This window comes from Paenibacillus sp. R14(2021), assembly GCF_019431355.1.
Lineage (GTDB): Bacteria > Bacillota > Bacilli > Paenibacillales > Paenibacillaceae > Paenibacillus_Z.
Window position 1 is genome coordinate 549706 of the sequence record NZ_CP080269.1, and the last position, 23585, is coordinate 573290.

At 54.4% G+C, this 23585-nt stretch carries 19 protein-coding genes and 1 pseudogene; 17 read left to right on the plus strand and 3 right to left on the minus strand.

What is annotated here, in order from left to right:
* Window positions 1–123: 123 nt before the first annotated feature.
* Window positions 124–384 (minus strand): hypothetical protein, encoded by a 261-nt coding sequence (locus tag KXU80_RS02875; protein ID WP_219836794.1) that lies wholly within the window; start codon window positions 382–384, stop codon window positions 124–126.
* 114 nt (window positions 385–498) lie between these two features.
* Between KXU80_RS02875 and KXU80_RS02880 the strand changes: the two genes are divergently transcribed.
* The 5 genes from KXU80_RS02880 to KXU80_RS27780 all read left to right on the plus strand — a co-directional run bounded on the left by KXU80_RS02880 (window position 499) and on the right by KXU80_RS27780 (window position 5078).
* Window positions 499–1050, plus strand: coding sequence for a GNAT family N-acetyltransferase (locus KXU80_RS02880; protein WP_219836796.1), 552 nt, complete (start codon window positions 499–501; stop codon window positions 1048–1050).
* Between the two features lie 237 nt (window positions 1051–1287).
* On the plus strand, window positions 1288–3051 hold the full coding sequence (locus KXU80_RS02885; RefSeq protein WP_219836797.1) for an AAA family ATPase: 1764 nt from the start codon (window positions 1288–1290) through the stop codon (window positions 3049–3051).
* Between the two features lie 312 nt (window positions 3052–3363).
* Window positions 3364–4248, plus strand: coding sequence for a molybdate ABC transporter substrate-binding protein (gene modA, locus KXU80_RS02890; protein WP_258171218.1), 885 nt, complete (start codon window positions 3364–3366; stop codon window positions 4246–4248).
* A gap of 121 nt (window positions 4249–4369) precedes the next feature.
* Window positions 4370–4672 carry a WecB/TagA/CpsF family glycosyltransferase gene (locus KXU80_RS27775; protein WP_258171219.1) on the plus strand — a complete coding sequence of 101 codons (303 nt, stop codon included), beginning with the start codon at window positions 4370–4372 and terminating at the stop codon, window positions 4670–4672.
* Window positions 4673–4700: 28 nt separating this feature from the next.
* Complete coding sequence (locus tag KXU80_RS27780; RefSeq protein WP_258171220.1) at window positions 4701–5078, plus strand: WecB/TagA/CpsF family glycosyltransferase; 378 nt, start codon at window positions 4701–4703, stop codon at window positions 5076–5078.
* A gap of 99 nt (window positions 5079–5177) precedes the next feature.
* On the opposite strand, the gene KXU80_RS02900 is transcribed toward KXU80_RS27780, so the two are convergent.
* Window positions 5178–6410: an MFS transporter gene (locus KXU80_RS02900; RefSeq protein WP_219836798.1), complete on the minus strand. Its 1233-nt coding sequence runs from the start codon at window positions 6408–6410 to the stop codon at window positions 5178–5180.
* 113 nt (window positions 6411–6523) lie between these two features.
* Here KXU80_RS02900 and KXU80_RS02905 point away from each other — a divergent pair, with 113 nt between their 5' ends.
* From KXU80_RS02905 to KXU80_RS02955, 12 genes and pseudogenes are all read left to right on the plus strand, one after another.
* Complete coding sequence (locus KXU80_RS02905; protein ID WP_219836799.1) at window positions 6524–7342, plus strand: helix-turn-helix domain-containing protein; 819 nt, start codon at window positions 6524–6526, stop codon at window positions 7340–7342.
* Between the two features lie 245 nt (window positions 7343–7587).
* Entirely contained in the window at window positions 7588–8223 is a 636-nt protein-coding gene (locus KXU80_RS02910; protein WP_219836800.1) for an FMN-dependent NADH-azoreductase, read from the plus strand.
* A 280-nt stretch (window positions 8224–8503) separates the two neighbouring features.
* Window positions 8504–9553: a D-alanine--D-serine ligase VanG gene (vanG, locus tag KXU80_RS02915; protein WP_219836801.1), complete on the plus strand. Its 1050-nt coding sequence runs from the start codon at window positions 8504–8506 to the stop codon at window positions 9551–9553.
* A 115-nt stretch (window positions 9554–9668) separates the two neighbouring features.
* Window positions 9669–10550, plus strand: a complete 882-nt coding sequence (locus KXU80_RS02920) for a D-alanyl-D-alanine carboxypeptidase family protein (RefSeq protein WP_219836802.1) — start codon at window positions 9669–9671, stop codon at window positions 10548–10550.
* Window positions 10543–12243, plus strand: a pseudogene (alr, locus tag KXU80_RS02925) (alanine racemase); the annotation flags it as partial. The gene KXU80_RS02920 and the pseudogene alr, both read left to right, overlap by 8 nt.
* A 22-nt stretch (window positions 12244–12265) precedes the next feature.
* Entirely contained in the window at window positions 12266–12736 is a 471-nt protein-coding gene (locus KXU80_RS27785) for an alanine racemase (protein ID WP_258171221.1), read from the plus strand.
* A gap of 12 nt (window positions 12737–12748) precedes the next feature.
* The gene (locus tag KXU80_RS02930; protein WP_219838843.1) at window positions 12749–13450 is read left to right on the plus strand and encodes a response regulator transcription factor; all 702 of its coding nucleotides are present in this window, start codon (window positions 12749–12751) and stop codon (window positions 13448–13450) included.
* A complete protein-coding gene (locus KXU80_RS02935) occupies window positions 13450–14442 on the plus strand; it encodes a sensor histidine kinase (RefSeq protein ID WP_219838844.1) in 993 nt (330 codons plus the stop codon). The genes KXU80_RS02930 and KXU80_RS02935 overlap by 1 nt, the downstream gene beginning before the upstream one ends.
* A gap of 84 nt (window positions 14443–14526) precedes the next feature.
* Window positions 14527–15300 carry an ABC transporter ATP-binding protein gene (locus KXU80_RS02940; RefSeq protein ID WP_219836803.1) on the plus strand — a complete coding sequence of 258 codons (774 nt, stop codon included), beginning with the start codon at window positions 14527–14529 and terminating at the stop codon, window positions 15298–15300.
* Window positions 15272–17197 (plus strand): FtsX-like permease family protein, encoded by a 1926-nt coding sequence (locus tag KXU80_RS02945; RefSeq protein WP_219836804.1) that lies wholly within the window; start codon window positions 15272–15274, stop codon window positions 17195–17197. The genes KXU80_RS02940 and KXU80_RS02945 overlap by 29 nt, the downstream gene beginning before the upstream one ends.
* 232 nt (window positions 17198–17429) lie before the next feature.
* On the plus strand, window positions 17430–18521 hold the full coding sequence (locus tag KXU80_RS02950) for a hypothetical protein (protein WP_219836805.1): 1092 nt from the start codon (window positions 17430–17432) through the stop codon (window positions 18519–18521).
* An 18-nt stretch (window positions 18522–18539) separates the two neighbouring features.
* Window positions 18540–19139: a hypothetical protein gene (locus KXU80_RS02955; protein WP_219836806.1), complete on the plus strand. Its 600-nt coding sequence runs from the start codon at window positions 18540–18542 to the stop codon at window positions 19137–19139.
* Between the two features lie 120 nt (window positions 19140–19259).
* Here the strand turns inward: KXU80_RS02955 and KXU80_RS02960 are convergent, their stop codons facing one another.
* Window positions 19260–23471, minus strand: a complete 4212-nt coding sequence (locus KXU80_RS02960; RefSeq protein WP_219836807.1) for a sulfite reductase subunit alpha — start codon at window positions 23469–23471, stop codon at window positions 19260–19262.
* Window positions 23472–23585 lie beyond the last annotated feature (114 nt).

The window sequence follows — 23585 nt, forward strand, 5'->3', positions numbered from 1 at the left end:
CCATTACCTGTTCTGAGACAAGACTGTCGATTCCGGCAGTCTTGTTTGCGTCATGACTGGTGCGAAGTGGATGGCGAAATAAACAGAAAGAGCAGCGATATCGCTGCTCCGAAAGAATGAAAGTCAAAAGCGCTGCAACAACAAATAGCCGCTGATGCTTGATGTTTTCTTGCGAAATACGATTTTAAAACCGATGTCATTGTCCAATAAGCAGGTTAGCGCATTGATAAGCAACCCGCCCGGCACCAAGTGAGAAGTGCAAGGTCTAGCGCTTCCAATTACGCGAGCGGAAATAATCCGGCGAGGAGAACCGGCATTAAGGGGGTTTCTCGACCAACTGATCAGAACTAAATCAGGCTGCCGAAGAGCTTTTCTACCAGCCACTCGAATCACCTCTTTTCTATTAGATTCTCTATAGTAGATGAAAGAAATGGCGATGTTGTGCAACATGTCCAAATCCATAATTAAGCGGAAGATCAGAAGAAAGGAAGGATACCAATGGCTAATTTCCCCACGCTCGAAACGGAACGACTTGTCCTGCGGCAGCTGCGCGGTGAGGATGCAGAGGATCTATTCCATTATTTCGCCATGGACGAGGTTACGCGCTATTATGACGTGGACAGTTTCACAGAGCAGAAGCAGGCGGAAGAATTAATTAACAACTGGCAGCAGCGTTTTGACCGTTCGCTAGGGTATAGATGGGGCATCACGCACAAAACAGAGGATCGGGTTATTGGCACATGCGGCTTCCACAATTGGACGAAGGAGCATATGAAATCCGAGATCGGCTATGAGTTGTCGCCGTCCGTATGGAATCGGGGAATTATGACAGAAGTACTGAAAGCCGTGATTCAATTCGGATTTGAAGAGCTGCGGCTTAACCGCATCGAAGCATGCATCGACCCTGCGAACAGCCGTTCCAGAAAATTATTGCTGCGCTCGGGTTTTCTTGAAGAAGGACTGTTGCGCGAGTATTTTTTTGAAAAGAATCAATTTATGGACGCAGCGATCTTCTCCTTATTGAAGAAGGACTATTTGGAATCGAGGTGACCGCTTGCGAATTCGAACGGAGGCACGCGCGGTTATTATTCAGAACGATCGGCTGCTTGTAGATTTCTAACCAGAATGGGATGAAACTACTATCGTTTATTGAAGGTTAAGCGGCTTCGGAACGAAACTTACCATAACTTGTTAGATCGATAGATTGTTTCTCTTTGGCGCGAATATTTTAATCCATAGACTAATAACAATGGGTTAAGACGTTCTATTGAGAAGGAAGTGTGTGCCATGAGGAGATATCAGTGGGTGAAGTGGCGTTCGTTCATCATCTGGCTGGTGGTCCTCGGCATCGGGTTTTGGCTGATCTATTCCGGAGGACCGTCTGTCTGGATGGTTACGTTCAGTGTGCTCAGCTTGCTGCTCCAACTGCTTTTTGCCGTGCTGTTCATGATCGTTCAATTCGCGGCGCTCTTCTGGTTTCTTGCGCGAGGGCGAACGTACTGGATTTTGCCCGGAGAAACAGGGGCGACGTGGGACGATTACCGCGGGAATCCCGAAATTGTGGAAAACGCCAAGCGGATCGTAACGCTGCTGAAAGGTGTCAAAGCCTTCAAGGACATGGGCGGGGAAGCGATTCGGGGCTTCCTGCTGTGCGGCCCGCCAGGTACCGGGAAGTCTTATTTGGCGCAGGTTATTGCCAATGAGGCACAGGTGCCTTTCGCTTATGCGTCGGCACCGAGCTTCCAGAACATGTTCTTCGGCGTCGGCAATTTAAAGGTCATGCGGATCTACAAGAAAGCACGCAAGCTGGCGAAGGCCTATGGCGCATGCATTATTTTTATCGACGAGATCGATGCGATTGGGATGAAGAGGCAGTCCGGCGGCGGCATGATGGGCGGAATGATGGGCATGGGCGGCGGTTCGGGCCTGCTCAATGAATTGCTGCTGCAAATGGACCCGCCTAATATCGATAACACCAAGATAGCGAAGCTGCTTCGAATGGTGGGTCTGCGCCGGAAGAAGGCAGAGCGTCCCGCCGTGCTGACCGTTGCGGCGACGAACCTGCCCGATGTGCTGGATTCTGCGCTGCTGCGGCCAGGCCGGTTCGACCGCCAGCTGTGGATCGATACGCCGGACTATGACGGCCGGGTGGATATTTTCCAGTATTACTTGAAGAAGGTCAGACGGGATGATACGTTGACGCCGGAGAAGGCTGCGCTCGACACGATCGGGTATAGTCCGGCTCAGATTAAGCATATTGTGAACGAATCCGTCGTTATCGCACATCAGCGAGGGGCATTGCTTGCCGGCTATCTGGATTTCCGCGTCGCGATGGAAACGTACGAGTGGGGATTGAAGCAGCCGCTTCGCTCCATGAGCGACGACGAGAAGCGGAATGTCGCCTACCACGAAGCAGGCCATGCGGTTGCGCAGTATTTGCTCAAGCCGCATGAACGCGTATGGAAAGTAACGATCATTCGCCGCGGCAGCGCCCTTGGTTTAGCTGCGACGAAGCCGACGCATGAACGCTACAACCGGAGCGACAGCGAAATTCTCGCAAGCATCCAGGTCTGCTTGGCGGCGCGGGCGGTAGAGGAGGAATTCCTCGGGAAGAAGCTGAATGGGGTTACTTCCGATCTGCAGCAGGCGACGGCCATGGCTGGCGCATATCTCGGGATGGTGGGAATGGGCGACGAGTTGTTCAGCTTCCTCGCTACCGGTTCGCAGGCGGAGGCGCTTCGCATGCTGCGTCCGAAGATCAACGAGCTGTTAAAGGATCAGATGCAGCAGGTGAAGAAGCTGGTGCGGGAGCATGCCGATTTCGTGCATGTCATCGCGGAGGAGCTGCTGCTGCAGGGCGACCTTACGGGTGAAGATATTGAGGGTATCTATTTGTCCATCTACGGGCGTACACGTCCCGAACCGCCGAAGGTCTCGGCGCGGGCGATGAAAGAGACGACGGCAGCGGAGGCCAAGGAAGAGGATCAGCTGCCGGATGCGCAGCCGGATGATGATTCTGCGGATGAAGCGGGCGAGGACGATAAGGAATAGGATCATTGCGATGGATCCTTCGAAATAGGCTTCTTCAACAAAACCTCTGAACGAGCGCCGCAGGCGTTTGTCCAGAGGTTTTGTTTGTCGGGGGCGCGATGCCATTCATGCGATTAGGTATCAAGCAGGATCTCGCCCGTGCGGGAAAGATCATAAACGTAAATGAGTTTGGATGATGGAAATAGGCTGAGCTCCTTGTATCATTTTGGGGCCGGGAAGACCGCAGCAACGTTTACAAGGCCGAAGCGGAATGCTTATAATGAAAACCAACTATCCTTAGTTATAACGGGTTATGATGCAGGAGGGAATAGATTGTTTAAATTCATTCGAGGCCATGCGGTTTGGTTATTGTTCATGTTAATGGTGTCGATCATGCTGACGGGCTGCGGCGGCGCGAACAAGGGAGCGAGCGACAGCGGGACGGGAGCCGGCAGCCCGGCGCAGCCGTCAACGCAAGGTAACCCTGCCTCGCCGAACAGCGATTCGAAGCCTTCCGATGAACTTGTCGAGCTCATCGTATCTGCTGCGGCCAGTATGTCCGATGCATTGCAAGACGTGAAGCAGCGTTACGAAGCGGCGCATCCGAGCGTGGCGATTACGTATAATCTTGGCGCTTCGGGCGCGCTTGAGAAGCAGATCGAGCAGGGGGCGCCGGTCGATTTGTTTCTGTCCGCTTCAACGAAGAATATGGATGCCTTGGCTGAGAAGCAGCTGATCGATCCCGCAGATCAAGTGGATCTGCTCTCCAATAAGCTGGTTGTCGTCGTTCCGAAGAATGCACAAGCAGCCGTCGCTTCCATTGCCGATCTCGCGAAGCCTGAGGTGAAGAAGCTTGCCATCGGCATCCCGGAGAGCGTGCCGGCCGGCAGCTATGCCAAGGAAGCCTTGAACGGCGCGAAGCTGTGGGATAAGGTCCAAGCCAAAACCGTGCAGGGCAAGGATGTGAGGCAGGTGCTGCAGTATGTCGAGACTGGCAATGCAGATGCAGGTTTCGTGTATCGGACGGACGCGCTGACCTCGAAGCAGGTCAGTATCGCTTTTACCGTGGATTCCGCTGCTTACTCGGCGATCCTGTATCCGGGCGCGATTGTGAAAGCAACGAAGCACCCGCAGGAGGCGGCTGATTTCTTTACTTATCTTCAGTCCAGCGAGGCGCAGGGCATATTTGCAGCATACGGATTTAATGTCATTAAATAATTAATTTAATATCATTAAATAAGTGTCATCCGGTGCAGGGGAGACGGCCTCGAAGCGATAGTCTAGGCTGACTTCCTGTGTTAAAATGTGGATATTCCAAGCCAAAGGTGGATTCGCATCGATGGATGTCTATTCACGCATTATGGGAATTCCGATTCCCAAGCTAACCATGCCGGAAACCGTTACTCGTATTCATGATGTTATTGCCGCGAAGAAGGACGAGCTGTACCACGTGGTTACGCTGAATCCGGAGATCGCGATGTCCTGCCAGAAGGACCGTGAGCTTCGCGGCATTATAGACGAAGCAGAACTGCTGACGGCTGACGGCGCAGGTATTGTCATGGTTTCGCGTATCAGGGGCAACGCGCTTCCGGAGCGAGTGACGGGCTGCGACCTGCTCTTCACGCTGTCTGCTGGGCGCTGACGAAGCGACGAATAAGCGCGCGGCGGAAGTGATTGCGGCGAATTACCCACAGGTAACCGTAGCTGGCAGGCAGCATGGGTTCTTTGATGCGTCGGAGGATGAGCGTATCGTATCGGACATTCAGTCGCTGCGCCCAGATCTGCTGATTGTTGCTCTGGGCGCCCCAAAGGCCGAGCGCTGGATTCATGCTTATAAGGATCGGCTGCAAGCAACCGTGGCAATGGGCGTGGGCGGGAGCTTGGACATTCTGGCCGGCAAAGTGAAACGGGCGCCGCGCCTCTGGCAGCAGCTGCACGCGGAGTGGCTGTACCGGCTGCTCCATCAGCCGTCCAGATGGAGGAGGCAGCTGATCCTGCCCCGATTCGCGATCCGAGCGATCTTCTTCAAGGAAGCGCGGGGTACATAATCGTACACGTGAAAAAGGCGACAGCCCAAGCGGTAAACCGCTCAGGATGTCGCCTTTTTATATGGTTCTGTTCGAGGTTAAGCCGCTCAACTGCGGCGATCAGGCCTTCACTTCAGATTTTCTCATTAATTTGGCATCGCGCGGCAGCAGGAAGGCGCATAGCCCAAGAAGCGGTAGGAACGAGCACAAGGTGATGACGAACGAATAGCTCGTCGTGTCCATCAGCCAGCCGAGCACGACGGAGCCGAGACCCGCCATGCCGAAGGCAAGGCCGAAGAAGAGGCCGGATACCGTCCCTACGTGGCGAGGCATCAGCTCCTGCGCATAGACGATGATGACGGAGAAGCCCGACATCAGAATGAGGCCGATGGCGCCGCAAAGCACCATCGCGAAGGCTGGGCTCGCGTAAGGCAGCAGCAAGGAGAACGGCGCCGTTCCGGCAATGGAAATCCAAATCATGGTCTTGCGCCCGAATCGGTCGGCGAGCGGTCCGCCGAGCAGCGTGCCGGCCATGCCGGCAAATTGCAGCACGAACAAGCAAATCTGAGCGCGCGAGAGCGGCAAATGGTAATGATCCATGAAATAGAACGAGTAGAAGCCCGTCATGCCGGCAATGTACACGAATTTGGAAAACAACAGCACGATCAGCAGCGACATCGTCCCGAGAATAAACATCGGCTTATGCGGCGACTGCGTATTACGGTCTGCGCCCGCGCCAGCTTTGGGCTTCGCCGGCGCCAAGGCCAATTGGCCCGCGTACCAGCGGCTGATCACGAACTGGACGGCAATGCCGGCGACCGCTGTGATCGTGAACCATAGGAAGCCGTGCTGTCCAAGCGGAAGAAGGACGAAGGCGACCAAGAGCGGTGCGAGGGCTTGTCCCGTGTTGCCGCCCACTTGGAACACCGACTGCGCCATGCCTCGTCCGCGGCCTGCCGCCATTCGCGCGACGCGGGACGATTCCGGATGCAGCACGGATGACCCGATGCCGATGAAGACGGCTGCGGCAAGAAGCATCCACAAGGCATCCGCATAGGCGAAGCCCAGCACGCCGATCAGCGAGAACACCATGCCGAGCGGGAGCAAATTCGGCATCGGCCTGCGGTCGGACATGAAGCCGATCAACGGCTGAAGCACGGAGGCGGTAATGTTGAGCATGAAGGCGACCCAGCCGATTTGAGTAAAGTTGAGATGCATGGATGACTGAAACAACGGGAATGAGGCAGGAACGGCCGTCTGCATGGCATCGTTAAGCAGATGGGCGAAGCTGACGCCGAGCAGCATCCAGATGGCGGGATTGCGCGGCGGATGGAGGACGGTAGTTTGAGTCATGATGACTGCTCCTTTCGTTTTTCCTTATTTTAACGGAAATTGGTCGTGCGGTCGCCTGTGAATAGTGCTTTCAACCGCGCAATTTTTGCTATAATGGGTGCGGGTGAAGCGAGATGGAGATTAAAGTTCGAACGGAATGGATCGAGCTGTGGCAGGGGACGGATGATTTTGCGACTATTTCCCACGCGCACGATAATTGGATGCAAGTAACGCTGCCCGTCAAGGGCACCTGCCTGTTTACGCAGGACGAGAAGAACTATGAATTGAAGCAGGGCAGCGGATTGATTCAGCCGCCGGGAGCCAGGCATCATTTTGAACTCGGGAAACAAACGAGCGTCATTATTCTCAAGGTGCGCGAACAAGGCGCAGGCGGCATGGATGCGATGCAGCCAGACTATCAAGCCGGCAGCACGCACGACATCCGGTATACGTTCGATGCAGACGAAGTGACCGGACGTTTCCGGAACTGGATGGTTGCGCTGCTGCAGGGACAGACGGCAGCTGATCCACTTGCCGTACAGGAAGTGGAGAGCGAGATTGTCGGCTATGTAGGCGAGCTGACAGGTTCAGTCAAGCCAGCATCGGCCGGCAGCGTTAAGCCTGCCATACTTGGCATCAGCGATCCGCATATGCTGCGGGCGATGACCTATATGCAAGATTGCTATGCGAATGCGATTCGCGTGGATGAGCTGGCCGGCATTGCGCTGCAGAGCCGGTATCATTTTATCCGTTCGTTCCGCGAGGCGACAGGCACGACGCCGTATCAATATTTGCTCAAGCTGCGCATAGAAGGAGCGATCAACCAGCTGCTGCATTCGAGCGCAACGATTGCGAAGATCAGCAGCGACTCTGGCTTCGCGAGCACGAGCCAGTTCTACCGTTCGTTCCTGAAGCTTAAAGGCATGACGCCGCAGGAATTCCGGCAGCAATAGGGAATTCCGCGGCGTCCGAATGGCGCTGTGTACTGTGTACTGTGTACGTTATTCAGGAGTTGCGAGTAAACTTGGGCGGAGCGGCAAAGTTGCTGTTAACGCTCTTTTTATTTAGGAAGATACTGGTGGTATAAAAAAGGATACCTGATCACTTTTTTGTGCCTACTTACTTATTTCTCGGAAATCAAGCATAATGAATTTGCACTAAAAGTAGTCAATTCAAATAAGAAGGGAAGTTTTTAAGAATGGCAACTGTTCTTTTTATTACTGCACACCCGCATGATCATCAAGCTTCGTACAGCATGGCTGTAGGAAAAGAGTTTATCGATGCTTACCGCGAGGCGAATCCGACGGATGAAGTCGTTAACGTAGACCTATATAAAGAAAACATTCCGACAATCGATGCAGACGTATTCGCTGGTTGGGGCAAGCTTCAATCCGGTACGGCTTTCGACCAATTGTCCGATGAAGAGAAAGCAAAAATCGCGCGCCTTGGTCAAATCGTTGATCAATTCGTAGCAGCTGACAAATACGTGTTCGTTTCCCCAATGTGGAACTTCTCGTTCCCTCCAGTGCTAAAAGCATACATCGACGCCATCTGCGTAGCAGGCAAAACGTTCAAATATACGTCTGAAGGTCCAATCGGCTTGTTGACGGACAAAAAAGGCCTTCACATCCAAGCAAGCGGCGGCGTATACTCCGAAGGCCCAGCGGCTGGCATGGAGAGCGGCTTCAGCTACCTGAAGAAAATCGCTGGCTTTACAGGCATTCCTTCCTTCGAACCTCTGTTCGTAGAAGGCGTAGCTATGAACCCTGCTGAAGCACCTGCAATCAAAGAAAAAGCGATTGCTAAAGCGAAAGAACTTGCAAAAACGTTCTAAATCGCTAACGAAAGAACTTGCAAAAACGTTCTAAATCACTAACGAAAGAACTTGCAAAAACGTTCTAATAAACACATATATACAAATCGAAGCCGCCCGTTCAACGGGCGGCTTTTTTTCGTGCGCATAGGTTTCGATCGCAAGCATAAGGAATGGATTCAAGTGCGTCATCCTTACAACGCTGTAAGCTTGTTGAAAGCCGAATCAATAGGAGAATGGGGATCCGAACAGCTACACTTGAGAAGAATTCAATCAAGCCGTAAGGAAAGGGAGATCGAATATGGCAAAACTAACACTAGGCGTTCTATTCGGCGGAGCTTCGACGGAGTATGAGGTATCGCTGTCATCCGCTGCTGCCGTCATTTCACAATTAGATCCCATGAAATATGACATAGTCCTGATCGGTATCACGCAGGAAGGACATTGGTATCGTTATGGAGGCGGCGCAGCCGAAATCAAGGATGGTCGATGGAGCCAGCATCCCAGCTGTGTGCCGGCCTTCCTGTCATCGAACCGGGCGATGAAGGGATTGTTCGAACTGGCGGGAACGGAATACAGGTTCATTCCGCTGGATGTTGTGTTCCCTGTGCTTCACGGCAAGAACGGAGAGGACGGCACGCTGCAGGGACTCTTGGAGCTTGCGGGTTTCCCGTTCGTCGGCTGCGACAGCTTGTCGTCTGCCATCTGCATGGACAAGGTCGTCGCCAAGACGATAATCCAAGCAGAGGGGATATCCGTACCGCCCTCGATTACGCTCAGGGCAGACGTATGGGAGGCTGAGCGAAGAATCGAGCCCGGTAAGCTGTCTTACCCGGTGTATGTGAAGCCGGCAAGATCCGGCTCCTCCATCGGCATTACGAAGGCGAATAACGATTTTGAGCTTACAGCAGGCATCGAGGCTGCACTGCTGCATGACGACAAAATCATCATCGAGACGCATATCGAAGGCGTTGAGCTCGGCTGCGCCATACTGGGGGGAGCGAAGCCCATGACGGGAGAGCTGGATGAAATTGAGCTGACCGGAGGTTTCTTCGACCATGCCGAGAAATATTCGCTGCTTACGTCGGTCATTCATCTGCCTGCCCGTTTGAGCGAAGCGAAAGCGACGGAAGCACGTGAGCTGGCACTGCGTATTTATCGCGTTCTTGGCTGCAGCGGTTTAGCGCGGGTAGACCTGTTTCTCCAGGCGGACGGCACGCTGTACTTCAATGAGGTGAACACAATTCCCGGATTTACATCCACAAGCCGCTATCCAAGCATGATGCGCGAAGCGGGTCTTGATTTTCCTGATTTATTGGACAGATTGATTGCGGATGCGCTTCGTGTCTAGTCACCTTACGACATTGTAAGCAATTTGAAAGACGGATCAATAGGAGATATTGGCTTGAACGGCTACACTCGGCTTAATCAAGTAAGCCATCAAGCTGAAGCGAGGAGTGTCACTTATGAACCTTTTATCGAGAAAAGCATTAGCAGATGCACACGGCTGGACATCAAGAAGCGCAGAGCTCCAAGCTGTTTCATATAGCTCCATATACCTCGGAGAGGAGCAGCAATTCAGCGGTCCGCTGATCCTCGTCAACAAGGCGCATCCGGTAAGAAGCAGCCTGCCGCCGCGAATTAGAGCTGTGTCCGGCGATATTTTGCAAGCAGCGGGCGAGATGGAGCCGCAGATTGCCCTAGAGGAGGAATGCCTGTCGCAGCTCAGCGGTCTGCTCGATGCCTGCGGCGGCAAGTCGCGCATTTCCGTCGTAAGCGGCTATCGCTCCAAGGAAACGCAGACGGCGTTATACTTGAATTCCTCACGAACGAACGGTGCGGTGTTTACGGAAAGCTATGTTGCGCTTCCGGGGGCAAGCGAGCATCAGACCGGACTTGCCGTGGATGTTGGACTTGTTAATGAAAGCTTGGATTATATCCGGCCTTCGTTTCCCGATGACGGCGTGAGTGGTTCATTCAAGCAGCAAGCCGCTGCTTTCGGGTTCATTCAGCGCTATCAGGCGGGGAAGACGCCGATTACCGGCATCGCCAGCGAGCCGTGGCACTTCCGCTATGTGGGATTCCCGCATTCAGCGGTTATGGTGAACGAAGATTTATGTTTGGAAGAATATATGGATTTCTTGAAACGCCATACATTCGGAGAAACGCATTTTATATTCGAGAACGATGCGAGTTGGTACGAGATTTATTACGTTCCAGCCTGGAACGAAAAGTCGGCAGTTCCGGTTCCGGAAGCAAGCGAGGTAAAGTGGCGAATATCCGGCAATAACATGGACGGCTTCATCGTGACGGCCGCGTATCCGAAGGACGGCGCCAGTCATGTCTAACAAGAGCTATGGAGCTGTCGACCTCGCCAAGCTGGCTGCCGCGGTTCTGGTCATTACGATTCATATCGGCCCTCTGATGTCTATAAGTCCGGCTTCCGACTATATCTTGACCGGCATTTTTGCCCGTCTTGGCGTTCCGATCTTCTTCATGGCGTCGGGGTTCTTCTTCTTCCGCCAGATAGAGGAAGGACAATGGAACTGGCGCGCTTGGCGGCGCTTCATGGCCCGTATTGGCGCACTTTACGGAATCGGCATTCTGCTGTATGCGCCGCTCAATCTATACAGCGGGCATTTCGACAAGCCTTGGAGCGGATATTCGATCGTTCGCGAGCTGCTCTGGGGCGGAACGTTCTATCATCTCTGGTATTTGCCTGCGATGATGCTCGGGTTGACACTCGTTTATGCGCTTCGAACATGGATCGCAAATCGATACGTCCTGACTGTCGCTGCCGTGCTGTACGGCATTGCATTGCTTGGGGACAGCTATTACGGTCTATCGTTGGAGCTCGGGCCTGTTTCCAAGGTTTACGATCATCTGTTTCAGCTGTTCGGGCAGACGCGCAACGGCCTCCTGTTCGCACCGATTTTCATTGCACTTGGAGCGTCGGCGGGAAGAAGGGATGCGGCGCCGCGCGACTCGGCTTGGTACGGAGGCATGTTTCTTGTCTCCTTCGCGCTTCTGATCGCGGAAGGAACAGCGCTTCATCATGACGGCATGCCGATTCATAATGATATGTATATTGCGCTGATTCCAGCCGACTATGCGCTTTTCCGGCTGCTGCTGCTGCTGGGCGGCAAGGAGCGCCGCATCATCCGAAGCATGAGTACGTCGGTGTACATGCTTCATCCGCTTGTGATCGCGCTTGTACATGGCGGCGTTAAGGCTGCTGGGCTTCAATCCGTGGTACTCGGCAGCAGTATGGTCAACTTCCTGAGCGTCACCGCACTATCGTTGCTGTTCGCGCTGGCGATTGCTATACTCACGTTAAAACGAAAACGTCCGATGCCAAATCAACAGCGCACCTGGGTGGAAATCAATCTGAATCATCTCGACCATAATACGCGCGTCTTGCAGCAGTCCCTTCCTGAAGGAACGGCGATGATGGCCGTCGTCAAAGCCAATGCGTACGGGCATGGCAGCGTCCAAGTCGCCAAGCGCTTGTACAGCTCGGGCATCCGTCATTTTGCGGTAGCTGAGATTGGCGAAGGTGTTGAACTGCGGAAGCACGGCGTGAAGGGCGAAATTCTAGTGCTCGGATATACGCCGACGCAGCAGCTGGGCGAACTGGTCCGATGGAAGCTGACGCAGACGGTGATCCATGCCGATGATGCGCGCCGGCTTCAGGATTTCGGCAGCAGCTTCAAGGTGCATGTCAAAATCGATACGGGCATGAACCGCCTCGGCGAGCCAAGCGATCATCCCGAGGAGATTCTATCGATGTATCGGCACAGCCGCCTGCATGTAACCGGCACGTATAGCCATCTGGCAGAAGCGGACAATTTGGATTGCGATGGCGCAGCATTCAGCAAGGAGCAGATCAGACGCTTCCACCAAATCGTAGACGTTATTAGAGACGAAAGCTTGGACCCCGGACGGCTTCATCTTCAAAGCAGCTACGGCATATTGAATTTCCCGGAGCTTCGAATGGATATGGCGAGGCCAGGAATCGCGTTGTACGGATTATTATCCTTGGAAAGCGATACGACCCGTATGAATGTCGAGCTGCGTCCGGTATTATCGCTCAAAGCGAGCGACAGTCTCTCGCGTGCATACGATCAAAGCGGGCGAATCCGTCGGTTATGGCAGAAGCTTCATGGCTGCACGCGATACGCAGGTGGCCACGGTTACGATCGGTTACGCGGACGGCATTCCGAGGGATTTGTCGGAACGGGGCGGCAGCGTCCTGATCCGCGGCCGGCGCGTCCCGATCGTAGGCAGAATCTGCATGGATCAGCTGACCGTTGACGTAAGCGGCATCGAAGACGTGCAGCAGGGAGACACGGTCACATTGATCGGGGAGGACGGCGGACTGCGCATAACAGCAGGCGAGATTGCCAAACGGACCGGAACGATTACAAATGAAATCGTGTGCGCACTCGGAACCCGTGCGGTCAAGCAGTACGAGGATGACAAAGGTACGCAGCCGCAAGAGCAGCTGCTGCCCCGCATTTCTATCATTCGATAAAGGAGCCAGATGATGTACGATATCATGATCATAGAAGACGATCGCAAAATTGCGATGCTGCTGCAAGCCCATATTCAAAAATACGGCTACGGCAGCACGATCGTCGACGATTTCGAGCATGTTCTCGAACAGTTTCAGGCCCATAAGCCCCATCTGGTGCTGCTCGATATCAACTTGCCCAGCTACGACGGATATTATTGGTGCCGTCAGATCCGCTCCGTCTCCACCTGCCCAATCATCGTCATCTCGGCACGCAGCGGCAAGATGGACCAGCTGATGGCGCTTGAGAACGGGGCGGATGACTACATGACAAAGCCCTTCCATTACGAGATCGTCATGGCCAAAATACGCAGCCAGCTTCGGCGTGCCTACGGCGATTATGCGTCCAAGTCGGAAGAGCGCGTTATTGGCCAGTCCGGACTGCTGCTCTACCCGGAACGTATGGAACTGCATCTGAACGACAAATTCGTCACCTTGAGCAAGAAGGAAACCGTGCTGATGGAGACGCTGCTCGAGCGATGTCCACGGGTCGTCAGCCGGGAGACGATTCTGGACAAGCTATGGGATGATACGTTCGTGGACGATAACACGCTCAGCGTCAACATTACGCGCATCCGCAAACGGCTGGCAGAGCTCGGAATCGAGCATGCGCTCGAAACCGTCCGGGGAACGGGTTATCGGCTCAATCTGGTTTGGAAGGATGAAGCCGAATGATGAAGCTGTTCGTGCGCGAGCATCTGCCCCTGCTGGGGTGGTCTGCCGTCCAATGGACGGTAGTGCTGCTCATCTACCGCTTAGATGGCTATGATCGGCTGCCGACCGCATTGTACGCGGTATTTCTGAGCTTTTTTATGCTTGCCTGCTATTTGGGCATCCGGTACGCTACGCATCGCGGCTTCTATGCACGTCTATCGAGCCGGCTCACCTCGCTCGGACAATCGGTGAATCGCCGGGAATCAGCGCCGCTTCCGGCTGCGCTCGGGCAGCTGCTGGAAACGCAGTACAGCCATTACCGCAACGAGCTGCAAGTCTGGGAACGGAAGCAGCGGGAGCATCTGACGTTCGTCAACCAGTGGGCGCACCAGATGAAAACGCCGCTGTCCGTCATTGAAATGATTACGCAAGGCGAAGAGGATGAGCGATTGAAAAGCATCTCGGAAGAGGTCGACCGGATGAAACACGGCATCGAAATGGTGCTCTATACGGCCAGGCTGGAAACGTTCGAACAGGATTTCAGCGTGGAACAGGTAGCGCTGCTGCAGACGGTGCGCGAAGCCGTTCACGAATATAAGCGGTTGTTTATCCGCAGTCACGTCTATCCCGAGGTCAGCGTAGACGAGCATTATGTCGTTCAAACCGATGCCAAGTGGCTTCGGTTCATTGTCATGCAGCTGTTGTCCAATGCGATCAAATATACGTCCAGCAGCGGACAATCCATCAAGATAGCCGCCTTCGAGCACGAAGGAAACGTAATCCTCGAAATTCGCGACCGAGGCGTCGGAATACCCAAATCCGACCGTAAGCGCGTATTTCAGGCGTTCTACACAGGGGAAAACGGCAGATCCTTCAAGGAATCGACGGGCATGGGCCTATACCTCGTCAAGGAAGTCAGCGAGAAATTGAATCTGCAGCTGCAATTGGAGTCGGAGGTCGGCGTAGGGACGGCAGTGCGTATCCTGTTCGGGAGTAAGCTTACAAGGTTGTAAGGGAGTTGAAAGGCGAATCAATAGGTTTTGCGGCGCGGGGTAGGTTACACTTACGGCATCAAGCATAAGAGGAGGATAACCAAGGTGGATATCGTAACCGTTCGAAATCTTGGCAAAATCTACGGAGGCGCCGTTTCCTACGAAGCGCTGTCAAATATCGACCTCACGATCGGCGAAGGCGAATTCGTCGGCATCATGGGTCCGTCCGGAAGCGGGAAGACCACGCTGCTGAACATGGTATCCACGATCGATCGGCCGACGTCCGGCGAAGTGAAAATCGGGGGAGCGGATCCGCACCGTTTAACGTACGATCAACTGGCCTTGTTCAGACGTCGGGAGCTTGGCTTCGTCTTTCAAGCCTATAATCTGCTGCAGACACTGACGGTCAAAGAGAACATCCTGCTTCCTCTCGTGCTGGATGGGATCGGCCTTGGCGAAATGAATCGACGGGTGGAGGAGATGGCCGATAAGCTCGGCATTACAGCCATCATGAATAAACGCACCTATGAGATTTCCGGCGGACAGGCGCAGCGAACGGCAATTGCAAGGGCGCTGATTCACAAGCCGAAGCTGGTCTTGGCCGACGAACCGACCGGCAATCTGGATTCACGCGCCGCGCGCGACGTCATGGAGATTTTGGAGAAACGCAGTAAGGAAGACCGGACGACAATGCTGCTCGTGACGCATGATCCAGCCGCGGCCAGCTATTGCAATCGTGTCATCTTTATCAAGGACGGCAAGCTGTACAACGAAATCCACTGCGGAGACAGCCGCGCGGCATTTTACCAGAAAATCATTGATTTGCTGTCCATGATGGGAGGGACAGAGCATGAGTTTTCGCCAGTTCGCTATTCTTAACGTGCTGCGAAATAAGCGCGTCTATCTCGCTTATTTCTTAAGCAGCGCCTTCTCGGTAATGATCTTCTTCACGTATGCGCTGCTGCTGTTCCACCCCGATCTGCAAGGCGAGCTGGTCGCATCTCATGACACACTCAGTCTGCTCGGGACGATGGGAATGAAGGTATCGGAAGTCATTATCTTCGTCTTCTCGTTCTTCTTCCTGCTGTATTCTGTCGGCGCGTTCTTGAAGCTTAGGAAGAAGGAATTCGGCATTCTTATTCTGCTCGGCATGTCGAGGAAGCAGCTGAATCGAATGCTGTTCGTCGAAAATGCTTCGATCGGCTTGGCTGCGGTTGTGTTCGGTATCGGGCTCGGGCTCGTATTCTCCAAGCTGATTCTGTTAGTATGCGCGAAGCTGCTCGCTATCGACCACGGGTTGCGGTTCTATGTGCCCCTGAACGCCATATGGCTCACCTTGGCGGCCTTCGCAATGCTGTTCCTCGTTATTGCATCGCTAACCTCCAAGATGGCGGGGAAAGAGAAGGTGGCAGCGCTTATCCAGTCAGAGGACCGTCCCAAGCCGGAGCCGACCGCTTCGCTGGGGTTGTCCGTGCTTGCTATCGTGCTGATCGCGGCCGGTTACTGGCTGGAATTCGATTTCGCCATTCATCATCATTTTACGCCGCAGCAGCTGCTCGGGGGCGTGGTCCTGGCTATCGCGGGTACGTATGTTCTCTTCAGGCAAACGAGCATTTACGTGCTCCGGGCGCTGCGGAAGAACAAGCTGTTTTATCGCAGGACGAATATGCTGACGCTGGCTGAACTCACGTACCGGATGAAAGACAACGCGACGATGTTCTTTATCGTATCGGTCATCTCCGCCATGGCGTTCACGGGCATCGGCACGACGCTTGCTATCGGGGATCCAGGCTTGGCTTCCATGTCGAATCCGTATGCATTCAGCTATTTCTATACGGCCAGCAATGTGGATGCCGCGCAGAAGCTGAAGGCGATCGAGAACGAATTGACCCATGCCGGATATGCGTTCCAAGCCGGACCGGTCAGCGCGCTTCCAACCGAGAATGGCCTCACGCTAGTGAAACTAAGCGAATACAACCGGCTGGCTGCCGCGCTGGGCTACAAAACGGAGAAGCTGAGCAATGATAGCGAGATGTTCGCCACGCCGTCGTATATCTGGCAGAAGAGCGATTACGAAAAAGACGGTACCCCGACTGGAACGGTGGAGTTGACGAACGGCAAGTCAAAGGCGACGGCCGAATTTATCAGGTACATTCCAACTATCGTGCTGCCCGGCATCGGTTATGGGGGGACAGCCGTCGTGACGGATAGTTTGTACTCGAAACTGCTTGCCGGCTACGAAGATCGCGCGAATTTGCCTACGACGGTTCAAATTGTCGTGAAGGACTGGAAGACGACTGGCGAGCTGTCCCAGCAGCTGCAAGAAAGCATTCAAAACGACGCGGCTGCGGACGATTATTTGCGGTCGCTCTCCCTCGAATGGATTGCGTCCAGGCAGCAGAATGGCATGCTGCTCATCGTCAGCGGTCTCGTCGGCATCGTATTCTTCACGTTCGCCGCGAGCTTCTTGTACTTCAGACTCTATGCGGACTTGGAACGTGACGAGAAACAGTACGGCATGATTGCAAAGGTTGGCCTAAGCAGCAAGGAATTAAGCCGCATTCTGACCCGCCAGCTGTTTATTATGTTTTTCGTTCCTCTCGCGATGGCGCTCTTCCATAGTACAATCGCGTTCATTGCGCTCCAGCAGCTGGTTGATTTTTCGATCCTAGCGAATTCGCTCGAAATATTCGGATCGTTTGTTTTCATTCAATTGGTCTATTTCCTCATTGCACGCTGGAGATCCATTGAACATTTGAAGCATCAGCTGAGCTAGAAAGGGATTAGGGTGCAGCGATGCTGCATGCATGAATCCCCCGGATTCCGGGGGATTTTTTTGGTTACCCCGCATCGTATTCTTTCTATGCAATGCTGGTATGCGCCGCATGATTTGCAGCTCAGGACCAGCCTAACTATGGTAAGATAGAAACGTTATTTTACAACATTTACGAAACATGGTGAAAATTTCTGCGTATCATTCATTACTATCGTTACTGGAGGTTATTATCATGGGATTGATGAACTGGATTCGAGAAGGATTGACGGGACAGAAAATTTGTCCGATCGAGCATTTGGAAGCCTACACGCGATTAGGTGAGCAAGTCTACGCGCTGCATGTGGAATTCGCCGACTGCAAATCGCCGCGGGCGCTGGCCTTCGTGCAAGCGGCAAGAAGCCTGCAGACGATGGCTGATGCGCTGATCGGAGATGCGTTCGAGGGCGGCGAGCCAAAGCCGGTGCCGATCGTCACGCATGACCAGGCCGACGAGTGGTATGGTGCATTGCCTGATATTATGGTAGCTGCCCGGCAGGAAGCGGCTTTTGCCAATTCAGCCCGCTTGGAGCTGCCGATCCGTCTTGACAAGCAAATCGAAGGGCCGAAGCCTTGTCCGGAAGCGCATTTGGCGGGCCTTCGCAGATCAGCCGCCGATATGGAGGAACTGCTGAAATTGGACGTCGATCTCGCGCGCGGCGAAGGTGATACGTACAAAGAAGCAATTCTGCTGTACGAGGAAGCTAGAACACGCAGGCAAGCGGGCGATGCCATCGTCGGCAACATTACGAACGGGCGCCGCGTTTCGGCGGAGAGCCATGAAGAAGCGGAAGAACAGTACTGGATCGCACTGTCGAATTTCATTCTGATCGCACAGGGCTTGAAGGAGCCGGGACTGCTGAAACAGCAGACGTCTCGCATGCCGAAAGGGAATTTCCGTACCTGCAAGCTGGATGCCAAGGATATCTGGAAGGTCACCTCGCAGCTGGCGATACAGGATATCAACCGTTCGGGGGAGCGAAGGCAGGCAATCGAGGACTTGAACGAGCATTGGGAGAACTTCGTCGAAACGCCGGTTGAACGGGAATACGAAACGACGGTCGAAGAGCTGCTCTCCCGCGGCATGATTAAAGAAGATTCGTATTGGTACTGCTGTCCATTCCCGTCGGTATACCGCGTGACGGCGCCATATGTGCATGTGCTAGGCAAAGAAATCTTAAGAAGCCATGTCTTCGTCTACGAGTACGGCGACGACGGTGCGCCGGGCCGATTCATCACGCAGGCGTCGTTTCAACCGGCAGACTCGCGGAAGTATTGCGAAGACTAATGAACGGAGATTGTAATCATGGGGATTCTGGGACGGTTAAAGGGATGGCTGCAAGCTGCCGAGGAGCCCAATCGCACGACGGAGCCTTCGTTTGAAACCTATTTGGAATCCGCGGGCGAGCGTCTTCGCGAGTTTGCGGTCATCATCAGCAAGCTGGAGTCTGAGCTGCTGACGGTGAGAGACCGTGTTCGCGGGCAGGAACGTCAGCTGGTTCGCTTGCGAGGTGAGGCGGAAGCAGCTGCTGCTAGGCAGGACGCGGGGGCTGCAAGATCCCATTTGGAACGGGAGTTTGAGGGGAGGAGCCAGCTCGCGGTCATGATCCAGCAGGCCGAGAGCATGGAAGCTTCGCTGCTCCAAACGAAGCAGAGGTTCGCTTCGTTCAAGCAGGCCGTAGATGAAGCCGGGGCGAAGCGCGATATGCTGCTGCTTCGGAAGCTGCATGCTTCAGCGGAGCTGGAGGCAAGCAAGCTGATATCCGGTCAGCAAGCGGAAGGCGGCTTGGAGCAGCTGCGGCAGGAGGCGCTGGAAGCGGAGTCGCGTGCGGAGCTTGCGCGTGCCGCAAGCTCGGATGCTATCGATGAGGAGATCGAGAAGCTGCTACGGAGCAAGCAGCAGTAGGGAGTTTGAGCGGCAGCCTTTGCCGAATTGGCAGATGAACAACAAGAAGACCAAGCTTTCGCTGTAGGCGAAGCCTGGTCTTCTTGTTGTTTGCCTTGCGGCAGGCCGACTGCGAAGCGGCTAGTAAACGTCCCGCGCGTACCGCTTGGTACGGGACATTTCTTTCACGTAAGCGTCCGTCTCGGCTGCGCTCATTCCGCTGTGCTGCTGGATCGCCTTCTTCAGCGCCGTATCCACTTCCTTCGCCATTCGGCTGGCATCGCCGCAAATGTAGAAGTGGGCGCCTTCCTTAATCCAGGACCACAGCTCCGCACCGTGCTCTTGCATGCGATGCTGGACATAGATCTTCTCCTTCTGATCGCGGGAGAAAGCGGTCGTTAATCGGTGCAGCTGGCCATTCTGCTGCATCTCTTTAAGCTCTTCTTGGAAGTAATAATCATATTCCGCACGCTGCTCGCCGAAGAAGAGCCAATTCTTTCCTGTGGCGCCTGCTGCATGGCGCTCCTGAATGAAGCCGCGGAAAGGACCTACGCCGGTCCCGGCGCCGACCATGATCATCGGCGTCGAGGGATCCGCCGGGGGACGGAAATGAGGCGCCTTCTGTACAAAGATCGGCACTTCGGATCTTTCATCTGTTCGTTCGGCAAGGAAGACGGAGCAGACGCCTTTTCTGATCTTGCCGTTGAAGTTATAACGGACCGTTGATACGGTAATATGCACCTCGTCCGGATTGTGCAAGGCGCTTGACGAGATGGAGTATAGCCTTGGCTGCATTGGCTTCAATGCGTGTAAGAAAGCCTCAGGCGCTGCGTGGATCGGGAACTCCTGCAGCAAGTCGATCAGCTGCCGTCCCCACAGCCATTTGCTGAGTTTTGCTTTGTTCTCTTCCTGCAATAAGCCGCCGAGCACCTCGCTTCTTGAGTGTTCATGGACGAACTGGAGCATGCTGGGGGTGATCCGCGTGATGTCGTAATGCTTCTGCAGCGCCGTACCCAGCGTCATCTCGCGGCCTTTCACTTCGACGACGGATGAAGGATCCTGCTGTATTGCTTCAAGCAGCTCGCTGACGAGTGCCGGGTCATTCGTCGGCCATACGCCAAGTGCGTCGCCGGCTTCATAGTGAAGACCGGTATTCTTCAAATCAAATACATAATGGCGGGTATCCTTCTCGGAGCCTTCTTTGTTTAAGCTTTGAACGGAGGCGATCTTCGCCAAGAGCGGTTGATTGCGATCATAGGTTTGTTTGCTCTCTAGGCGCAGCGCCTCTGCGTTGACCTGTTGTATGGTTTGCATAACGGATTGCTGCCAGCCGCTGACAAACGACTCGTAGTCGGTATCCAGATCCATTCGGTTCATAAGGCGCTGTGCACCTAGATGCTCAAGCCTTGCGTCCAGGCTGCGGCCATATCCGCAAAATTGATCATAGCTGGAATCGCCGAACGCGAGCACCGCATAACGCAGCTCTTGCAGCTTGGGAGCGTGATCGCTCTGCAGCGATGCCCAGAAGCTTGTTCCGTTATCCGGCGGGTCGCCTGCGCCGAATGTGCTGGTAATAAACAAGACCATGCGCTCTGAAGCCAAATCGGACCACGTATAAGCGTCCATGCTGCTAACACGCACGTTAAGCCCGGAGGATTGCAGCTTCGCCGCGCTATCCAGCGCCGCTTGTTCGGATGTTCCCGTTTGCGACGCCCACAGGATCGTTACGCGTGCATTGCCTGCCGATGCTGCCTGCTTCTCCTCCTGTGCGACGGATGCCGGACTTTCAGAGCTAGTTGCAGGAGGCGGCGGGTCCAGCGTTACGATGCTGGAAGAGGAGGCCGGTGAAGAAGAACCGGTTTCCGCATCGTCGGGAAGGAATGTACGCGAGAACATACCGGCTAGAATGCCGTCCAGCCATATTCGTTTGGAGCGCTCGAGCGGCGCGGACGGAGGCAGCACGGGAATTCCCGGCGACGTCATGGATTCGTCGGTCCTCAGGCTGGTGATGAAGCCTGCGACGTACATTTTCTCGTGACTGTCGAGCGTAAGCGTAGACGAAGATTCAATGCCTAGCATACTCGCGAGCGTATCCACTTTGGCCATATACATTTCCTCCTTGTAGATTGGGCTTCCTCCGCCCGCTGCGCCGTCATCCTCGGCTCTTGGTTCAGGGGAGTCGGTGAATTCGGAGTTTAGGTTAGCAGCGCGGACAAGAGAGACGGCGCATACTTTCATTTCAGGCTGCATGGAGATGGGATCGACGGCATCGTTCGTCACATCGTTGATGGCGAGCATACTGCCGAACCTATCATTCCAATGAATTGGAGCGAAGCAGTTGCCGGGCATTACGCGATCCGTCACTACTGCCGGCAGAACAGCGCTTCCCCGGCGGGATGCAATTGCAATGCGATCCTGCTCACGAATGCCGAGCTGAGCCGCATCCTCGGGATGAATCTCGATGAAGGGGCCAGGATTCAACTTGTTCAAGGTCGGAATCTTGCCCGTCTTCGTCATCGTATGCCACTGATGCTGCACGCGGCCGGTGTTTAGAATGAAGGGAAAGGTATCATCGGGCATTTCGGCCGGAGGCATGAACGGGCGGGCCCAAAAAACGGCTTTGCCGCTGTCCGTCGGAAATGCGATTCGCGGCTGGCTTCCGTCCGGAAGCTTCACCAGCTTCTGGCTGACGCCGTCGTTTAAATAACGAATGGGATTGCGGATCATGCCGCTCTCTTCGGCAATCGGCCACTGCATCGAGGCTTCGCGAAGCCGTTCGTAGGAAGCACCGCGGATATCATAACCCGTCTTTGGGTTCCAGGCTTGCTGGATCTCGGCGAACACTTCGCTGGATGAAGCATAAGTGAACGCATCGGCAAATCCCATTTCGCAGGCGACCTTCGCGATCAACATCCAGTCCGCCATTACCTCGCCAGGCGGCTCGACGGCTTGCTGCATCAAGGTGAGATTGCGTTCGGAATTGATCATCACGCCTTCGGCTTCCGACCACAGTGCGCCGGGCAGCATATAGTCCGCGTATGCGTTCGTCTCGGTATCGAGAAATGCATCCTGCGTAATGACGAGCTCCGCGGCTTGAAGACCAGCGATTACGTTCTTGCGATTGGGTACGGAAGCGACCGGGTTCGTACAAATGATCCAACACGCCTTGATGTCGCCGGCCTGCATACTTTGAAACATCGAGACGGTTCCTGTACCGACCTCAGTGCGAAGCGTTCCGCGAGGCACCTGCCACATGTCCTCGATGAACTGCCGTTCCGCGTCAACCAGCACGGACCGCTGGCCTGGAAGTCCAGGACCCATGTAGCCCATTTCGCGTCCGCCCATTGCATTGGGCTGACCGGTCAAGGAGAATGGACCGCTGCCAAGGCGGCATATCGCACCGGTAGCCAGGTGAAGATTGCAGATGGCATTGGTATGCCAAGTGCCATGCGTGCTCTGGTTCAGCCCCATCGTCCAGCAGCTGATCCAATTGGGCGCTTCGCCGATCCATTGTGCGGCTTGACGAATGTCGGCTTCCGGAATACCGGTGAGCTGCGAGACGCGGTCTGGCGGGTAATCCTCCAAGAACGCCGGCATCGCTTCCCAACCGGTCGTGAATTCGGCGATGAAGGCCGGATCGGTTCGGCCGTTCTTCACGAGCAGATGGAGCAAGCCGTTCAGTAAAGCCAGGTCGGAGCCGGGCTTGATCTGGAGGAAGAGCGATGCTTTATCCGCTGTCGCGCTTCGGCGCGGGTCGACGACGATGAGCCTCGCGCCAGCTTTCACCCGATCCATCATCCGAAGGTAGAGAATGGGGTGGCAGTCCGCCATATTAGCGCCGATCACAAAGAACAAATCGGTATGATCCATATCCTGATAAGAGCCGGGCGGACCGTCTGAGCCTAAGGAGAGCTTATAGCCGCTGCCGGCGCTTGCCATGCAAAGTCGCGAGTTCGATTCGATATTATTCGTGCGAACGAAGCCTTTAGCTAGCTTATTGATGAGATACTGCGCTTCAAGCGACATTTGGCCGGATACATAGAAGGAAAGCGCATCAGGTCCATACTTATCGAGAATGGAACGCAGCTTGGCAGCCGTTTCGGTTATGGCTTGATCCAAGCCGAGACGTGTCGGTTCGTCGTTGCGGCTCTGCCGTTTATAGGCGTAGTCGAGGCGTCCGGGTGCTGCGATCGCCGTCCCGCAGGTACTGCCCTTCGTGCATAATCTGCCGAAATTCGTCGGATGGGATTTATCGCCAGTGACTTTGACGACGCGATTATTGGAAACTTCCATAATAATGCCGCAGCCAACGCCGCAATACGGGCATACACTCTTCACTTTCGTTGTCGTCATGCTGATCACCTTGCCAACGTGCATCGCACGTATAATGGGGTCGTTCCGAGAAAGATCGTATTACGAACTATTTGATTAATGTTATATTATATAACATCATCTTCCTTGTCAACG